Origin of the sequence: Streptomyces lancefieldiae (assembly GCF_031845825.1) — a bacterium.
In the GTDB taxonomy this organism is placed as follows: Bacteria; Actinomycetota; Actinomycetes; order Streptomycetales; family Streptomycetaceae; genus Streptomyces; species Streptomyces lancefieldiae.
Map to the genome: position 1 here is coordinate 1 of NZ_JAVRFH010000125.1, position 6,802 is coordinate 6,802.

8 protein-coding genes and 1 pseudogene are annotated in these 6,802 nt (G+C 70.1%); 5 read left to right on the forward strand and 4 right to left on the reverse strand.

Annotation, left to right across the window (positions count from 1 at the left end):
• Positions 1 to 132, forward strand: a pseudogene (locus RM812_RS40290) (IS481 family transposase); the annotation flags it as partial.
• Positions 133 to 269: 137 nt separating this feature from the next.
• On the opposite strand, the gene RM812_RS40295 reads toward RM812_RS40290, so the two are convergent.
• Positions 270 to 728 carry an ATP-binding protein gene (locus tag RM812_RS40295; RefSeq protein WP_311585689.1) on the reverse strand — a complete coding sequence of 153 codons (459 nt, stop codon included), beginning with the start codon at positions 726 to 728 and terminating at the stop codon, positions 270 to 272.
• 157 nt (positions 729 to 885) lie between these two features.
• On the opposite strand from RM812_RS40295, the gene RM812_RS40300 reads away from it, so the two are divergent.
• Positions 886 to 1,758, forward strand: coding sequence for a helix-turn-helix domain-containing protein (locus RM812_RS40300; RefSeq protein ID WP_311585691.1), 873 nt, complete (start codon positions 886 to 888; stop codon positions 1,756 to 1,758).
• Positions 1,755 to 1,946, forward strand: coding sequence for a DUF397 domain-containing protein (locus RM812_RS40305; RefSeq protein WP_311585693.1), 192 nt, complete (start codon positions 1,755 to 1,757; stop codon positions 1,944 to 1,946). Before RM812_RS40300 ends, RM812_RS40305 begins: the two co-directional genes overlap by 4 nt.
• A 239-nt stretch (positions 1,947 to 2,185) precedes the next feature.
• Here the strand turns inward: RM812_RS40305 and RM812_RS40310 are convergent, their stop codons facing one another.
• A complete protein-coding gene (locus tag RM812_RS40310; protein WP_311585695.1) occupies positions 2,186 to 3,235 on the reverse strand; it encodes an LLM class flavin-dependent oxidoreductase in 1,050 nt (349 codons plus the stop codon).
• 338 nt (positions 3,236 to 3,573) lie between these two features.
• Here RM812_RS40310 and RM812_RS40315 point away from each other — a divergent pair, with 338 nt between their 5' ends.
• Both RM812_RS40315 and RM812_RS40320 read left to right on the forward strand, forming a co-directional pair.
• Positions 3,574 to 4,575, forward strand: a complete 1,002-nt coding sequence (locus tag RM812_RS40315) for a glycoside hydrolase family 11 protein (protein ID WP_311585697.1) — start codon at positions 3,574 to 3,576, stop codon at positions 4,573 to 4,575.
• A 37-nt stretch (positions 4,576 to 4,612) separates the two neighbouring features.
• Positions 4,613 to 5,608: a polysaccharide deacetylase family protein gene (locus RM812_RS40320; protein ID WP_311585700.1), complete on the forward strand. Its 996-nt coding sequence runs from the start codon at positions 4,613 to 4,615 to the stop codon at positions 5,606 to 5,608.
• 123 nt (positions 5,609 to 5,731) lie between these two features.
• Here RM812_RS40320 and RM812_RS40325 read toward each other — a convergent pair whose 3' ends face one another.
• Entirely contained in the window at positions 5,732 to 6,076 is a 345-nt protein-coding gene (locus RM812_RS40325) for a MazG-like family protein (RefSeq protein WP_311585702.1), read from the reverse strand.
• A 44-nt stretch (positions 6,077 to 6,120) separates the two neighbouring features.
• On the reverse strand, positions 6,121 to 6,663 hold the full coding sequence (locus RM812_RS40330) for a DoxX family protein (RefSeq protein WP_311585704.1): 543 nt from the start codon (positions 6,661 to 6,663) through the stop codon (positions 6,121 to 6,123).
• Between the last annotated feature and the right edge of the window lie 139 nt (positions 6,664 to 6,802).

The window sequence follows — 6,802 nt, forward strand, 5'->3', positions numbered from 1 at the left end:
ACCAGCAACACCGAACGCACCGCAGCCCTGACAGACTTCCTGCACACCTACAACCACCACCGCTGCCACACCGCACTCGGCGGCAAGCCACCCATCAGCCGTGTGAACAACGCTGCGGGTCAATACAGCTAGGGCCCGGCCCGGGCCGGGCAGCCGGGGCTACCCACGCAGGATCAAGGATGGGCGAAAGGGTTCGTGACCATCTTCCGGGGCGGGCAGTACTCGAGCAACGGTGTGGGACGGATCCGGCCACAGCAGGCCGTGCCGTATCAGGCGGTCGATGGGTCGGGACCCGCGCAGTCGCAATCGGCCCAGACCGTCTTGCCGCCGGGCGGATACGGCTCGACGCCCCAGCGGTCGGCGAGGGCGGCGACCAGGAACAGGCCGCGGCCGGACTCGGCGTCCAGGGGCGTTTCGCCCTCCACGGGCGGCGACGGGAGGCACTCGCCCCGGGCGTCGGTCACGGCGATGCGCAGCAGGCCGGCCACAGGGTCGAAGGTGAGGCCGAGCCGGAAGTCGCGGCTGTGCACACGACCGTGCAGTGCGGCGTTGGCGGCGAGTTCGGCCACGATCTGCTCGGTCCGCTCGGTGACGCCGGGTGACACCTCCCAGGACATGAGCTGCCCGACGGCGAGCAGCCGGGCGAGCCGGGCTCCGCGCCGGGTGGACGACAGGAGCTGGGCGAACGTGCGTACGGTGGGGGCGTGTTGGTGAGCGGTCGTGTTCATGGGACCACGGTGACGGGTGTGCGGGGGTGTGTTCCACACATACCGCCCGTACGCTAAGTCAGCGTACGGGCACATTCCGTGTACAGTACGGCGGTTCGTACGTCACGCTGGGTGAGGCGTGACGAACGGGGCGGGTGCGAACCGGAGGTGGCCGCGGATGATCGACGGCGGTGTGATGGAGCACGAGGAGATGCCGGGCGGCGAGGCGGACCGGGAGCCTGATCCCTCGGACAGTCTGCGGACGTTCGGGGCGGTCATGCAGGCGCTGCGCGAACACGCTGGGTACAGCAGGACGGAGTTCGCCGACCTGGTGAGCTTCTCCAAGCACACGGTGGAGTCGGTCGAGCTGGGACGCCGGATGCCCGACGTGGCGCTTGTGGAGCGCTCCGAGGAGGCTCTGGGCAACACGGGCGCGCTACGGAGGTCGGCGAAGTACGTGACGCGGGGGCGCGGGGACGTGGGCCTCGCGGCCTGGTTCCGTCAGTGGGCCCGGCTGGAGCGGGTGGCGGTGAGCCTGTGCACGTACGAGTGCCGGCTGGTGCCGGGGTTGTTGCAGTCGGAGGGGTACGCGCGGGCGGTGTTCGAGGGGACCGTTCCAGTGGCGCCGGACAGCCTGCTGGAGGACTTCATGGCCCGGCGGATGGAACGAAAGCGGATGCTGTTCGAGCGGCCGACGACGCCGTTCAGCTTCATCGTCGAAGAACACGTCTTCCGGCGCAGGTTCGGGGGCACGGGACAGATGCGGGAGATGTTCGACCATGTGCTGGAGCTGAGCGCGCCGCGGAACGTGACGCTTCAGGTCGTGCCGTTGGAAGCCGGGTTGCATGCCTGTCTCGATGGACCGGTGCGGCTTCTGGAGACCCCGAAGGGGCAGCGATATGCATACTCCGAAGGGCAGCAGAACGGTCGCCTGATCTCCGACGTGAAAGAGGTGAGCCTTCTCTCTCAGCGCTATGACACACTGCGCTCGCAGGCCCTGAACGCCAAGGACTCGCGGGGCCTGCTGGAGCGACTCCGAGGAGAGCTATGAGCACGAGGCCGGAACTGGCGTGGTTCAAGTCCAGCTACAGCGGCAGCCAGGGTGACGACTGCGTGGAGGTTGCCATCACCGGGCAGGCCGTGTGTGTACGAGACTCCAAGGACGTCGCGCGTCCTCACCTCGCCGTCGGGCGCGAGGAGTGGGCGCGGTTCGTGAGGCTCATGATGACGGAGGCGTGAGCGGTGTAAGAGCCGCCGACAGGTGACTGGATGCACGGGACGGTGCCGCCCGGCGGCACCGGTGGATCCGCCCACGAACGCAGCGAGCGCGACTTTTCTGGGTGTGGCGTCAGTTGGCCACTACGTGCGCTCAACTCATCGGTGAGCCGACCGGATTCCCGTCCCATGTGAACGGGACTCCGGCGACATGGGCACAGGGGACCCCCCAGCGCACCGAGGCCGGTGGCATCTCCACCCCGTCACCCGAACGCCGGCATCACCCGCTCGGCGATGAGCCGCAGCTGCGTGTTCACATCCGCCGCCCCCGCGAGGTCGCGGCCCGTGAACGCCTTCACCAGAGCGCGGTCGGTGATCGCGCAGATCATGTGGTTCACGCCGCTGGGAGCGATGTCCCGTTCGATCTTCTCCCGGCACTCCTCGGGCGTGCCCGCGACGGAGAGGCGCTCGGCGATCTCCGGGGTGGTCAGTTCGATGCCGCGGGCCAGGTCGCCGGCGCCGATCGCGTCGATGACCGGTTTCAGTTCCGCCGGGTCCACACCGTTGCGGCGCAGTTGTTCCTCCGGCATCGAGGACGCGTAGATGCCGACCATGCTGCGCGCCGCCTCCTTGGCGGCCGCCGAGTCGGGGCCGGTCGCGAAGACCACCCAGGCCCCGATGTCCAGGGAACGCCAGTCCTTGCCGGCGCGCTCCGCGCCCGCCCGGATGTGGTGCACGGCGTAGTCGTAGGCCTCGCGGGTGTAGCTGAGGGCGTGGTGACAGCCGTCGGACAACTCGCCCGCCGCCTCGAAGGACTTCGGCCCCCGCATCGCTCCGAGTTTCAGCGGCAGTCGGCTCTGCACGGGCCGGGCGAACGTGAACAGGCCGTCGTACGAGAAGAACTCGCCGTCGTACGTGATGGCGCCCTCGTCGAGGAACGTGCGCATCACGTGCAGGGCTTCCTTGACGCGGGAGAGCGGCCTGGTGCGGGCCCAGTCGATGCGGTACTGCGCGAGCAGGCCGAAGTTGCCGCTGGACAGGACGCCTTCGGCGCGACCGCCGGAGAGTTCGTCGAGCGTGGCGAGGGCCTGGGCGATCAGGGTCGGCTCGCGCAGCGTCACGGGGGAGACGCTCGGGCCGAGGCGGATCCGGCTGGTGCGGCCCGCGGCGGCGGCGAACAGGAGCCACAGGTCCTTGTGCCAGGTCTCGTCGGCGGCGTAACAGGCGTGGAAGCCGAGTTCGTCGGCGAGCCGGATGGACTCCAGGGACTCGGCCAGGGGGTAGTCGGGGAGCATGGCGTAGCTGAACTTCACGAGCGCCACCTTCCGGTGCCGGGAACGGCGTGCGGGTGCGTTGTGCTCTGCCTCCCCGAGGATGTGAGCCGACGCTCGCCGCTGTCCAGAGGCCCTGCGGTCGAAACTTTCGGCGAGGGGTCTCATCATTTCTGATCAACGCACCGGATGGCCTTTTGGTGGTCCGCTTCGGTGGTTGTCAGATGTGGGATGAGCTGGTTCTTCTTCCTTTTGGTGGGGCCCGGGGTGAGGCCGAAGGTTTCGAAATATTTACCGAAAGTGTTGACGCTTGTCGGGGACAGGCCAACACTGGCGCCGTTGTCGCACCCGCACGAGACCTCACGAGAGGAAGCACCCGCATGAACGTGCTCGTCCGACCCGGGCGCCGCAGAAGCGGTCCCGTCACACTGCTCGTCAGAAGTGCGTGGGCCTTCGCGCTGGCCGCCCTGGCCGCGATGATGATGCCGGGCACCGCCCACGCCGGCACGGTCGTCACGACCAACCAGGAGGGCACCAACAACGGCTACTACTACTCGTTCTGGACCGACAGCCAGGGCACCGTCTCCATGGACATGGGGTCCGGCGGGCAGTACAGCACCTCGTGGCGCAACACCGGCAACTTCGTCGCGGGCAAGGGCTGGAGCAACGGCGGACGCCGGACCGTGCAGTACTCGGGCACCTTCAACCCGTCCGGCAACGCGTACCTGGCCCTGTACGGGTGGACGTCGAACCCCCTCGTCGAGTACTACATCGTCGACAACTGGGGCACCTTCCGACCCACGGGCGAGTTCAAGGGCACCGTGACCACCGACGGGGGCACCTACGACATCTACAAGACGACCCGCTACAACGCGCCCTCCGTCGAAGGCACCCGCACCTTCGACCAGTACTGGAGCGTGCGGCAGTCCAAGCGGACCGGCGGCACCATCACCACCGGCAACCACTTCGACGCGTGGGCACGGGCCGGAATGCCGCTGGGCAACTTCAGCTACTACATGATCATGGCCACCGAGGGCTACCAGAGCAGCGGCAGCTCCAACATCACGGTCGGTGGAACGGGCTCCGGCGGTGGCGGCGGTGGCGGTGGCGGTGGCGGTGGCTGCGCCGCGACGTTGTCGGCCGGGGAGAAGTGGGGGGACCGGTACAACCTCAACGTCTCGGTCAGCGGGGCCAGTGACTGGACCGTGACGATGAACGTGCCGTCCCCGGCGAAGGTCCTGTCCACCTGGAACGTCAACGCCAGTTATCCCAGCGCCCAGGTGCTGACCGCCAAGTCCAACGGCAGCGGCAACAACTGGGGCGCGACCATCCAGGCCAACGGCAACTGGACCTGGCCCACGGTCTCCTGCAGCGCGGGCTGACACCACCCGGTACGAGGAAGCGAGGAGAAGCATCCCCATGCGCACCAGACCACGTCCGTCGTCATGGCGGCCCCTGGTCACCGGGGTGGCCGTCGCCGCCCTGGCCGCCGCGGGCACCGTCGTCGCCGGCGCCGCCCCCGCGCAGGCCGCCGCCTGCAACGGCTACGTCGGGCTCACCTTCGACGACGGCCCCTCCGGCACCACCCAGGCCCTGCTCAACGCGCTCAAGCAGAACGGGCTGCGGGCCACCATGTTCAACCAGGGCCAGTACGCGGCCCAGAACCCGTCCCTGGTCCGCGCCCAGGTCGACGCCGGCATGTGGGTCGCCAACCACAGCTACACCCACCCGCACATGACCCAGCTCAGTCAGGCGCAGATGGACTCGGAGATATCCCGGACCCAGCAGGCCATCGCGAGCGCGGGCGGCGGCACACCCAAGCTGTTCCGTCCGCCGTACGGCGAGACCAACTCGACGCTGCGCTCGGTCGAGGCCAAGTACGGCCTGACCGAGGTGATCTGGGACGTCGACTCGCAGGACTGGAACAACGCCAGTACCGACGCGATCGTGCAGGCCGTGTCCCGGTTGGGCAACGGCCAGGTCATCCTCATGCACGACTGGCCCGCCAACACGCTCGCGGCCGTCCCGCGCATCGCACAGACCTTGGCGAGCAAGGGCCTGTGCTCCGGCATGATCTCGCCGCAGACCGGCCGCGCGGTCGCCCCCGACGGCGGCAGCGGGGGCGGTGGCGGTGGCGGTGGCGGTGGCGGTGGTTGCACCGCGACGTTGTCGGCCGGGCAGCGGTGGGGGGACCGGTACAACCTCAACGTCTCGGTCAGCGGGGCCAGTGACTGGACCGTGACGATGAACGTGCCGTCCCCGGCGAAGGTCCTGTCCACCTGGAACGTCAACGCGAGCTATCCCAGCGCCCAGGTGCTGACCGCGAAGTCCAACGGCAGCGGCGACAACTGGGGCGCGACCATCCAGGCCAACGGCAACTGGAACTGGCCCACGGTCTCCTGCAGCGCGGGCTGACACCACCCGGCACATCCGCGGCACGGCCCGCGGTGCGGCGGCCTCCAGCAGCCGTACCTCGGGCCGTGCCCTGCCCTGGCTCGTGGCCCGACCGTCATCGCCCTGGGGCTCGTGGCCCGACCGTCACGGCCCCGGCGTCAGCGACCGACCCGCCACCCGGTCCAGGTGCCGCCCGAACACCTCCCGCGCCTCGGGCGTCAGGGTCCGCAGCGCCACCAGGGCCGTGATCACGACGTCGCACAGCTCCGCCTCGACGTCGTCCCACGTGTGGGTGACGCCCTTGCGCGGGTTCTGGCCGGTCGCGCCGATCACCGCCTCGGCGACCTCGCCGACCTCCTCGGACAGTTTCAGCATGCGCAGCAGCAGACCCTCCCTGCCGCCGACGGGTTGGTCCGCCTCCAGCCACGTCCACAGGGCGTCGATGGTGGTCCATAGGTCTTCGGGGGCGTTGCCGCGGTCGTCGCTCATGGCGGGCAGCCTGCCACGGGCGGCGCGAGCAGCGGAGCGGTACGTCAGTCGAACAGTGGTTCCTGCTGCCCCTCCGCCGCCCTCCGTACCCGCCGGTTCCGTGCTCCCACGACGACCGCCGTGGCCGCGGCCGTCGCCGCGAAGGCGGCCGGGACCATCCAGTTGCGGTTGGCTGCGTGGCCCAGCGCGTGGTCCAGGGAGAGGCGGCCCGGGCCCGTGACCGCGAGGCCGGCGGCCGTCAGGCCGAGGGAGACCGCGTACTCGTAGCCGCCGGCCTGGGCGAAGAAGCCGTTCGGGGCGTGCACCGCCGCAGCGCCGGCCATCGCACCGGCCGCGGCCGCCCCCGCGGCCGGGGTGGCCAACCCCAGGGCCAGCAGCGTCCCGCCGCCGGCCTCGGCGAGGCCCGCCGCGGTGGCGCTGGCCCGGCCCGGCGTGTAGCCCATGGCCTCCATGGCCTGGCCGGTGCCCTCGATCCCGCCGCCGCCGAACCAGCCGAGCAGCTTCTGCGCGCCGTGCGCGGCCAGGACGCCGCCGGTACCCAGTCGGAGCAGCAGCAGACCCAGGTCACGCCGGTCATAACAGTTCACGTCGACTCCTTCGCGGACGACAGCGGCTCACCTCCCCACCGTCCCACCGTCGCACCCCGGACACCGCGCGGGCCCGTCACGGGCGCCGTTCGAGTGGCGGGCCGGGTGGCGACGCGGGTAGTGAGGCGGTCGACGGGCC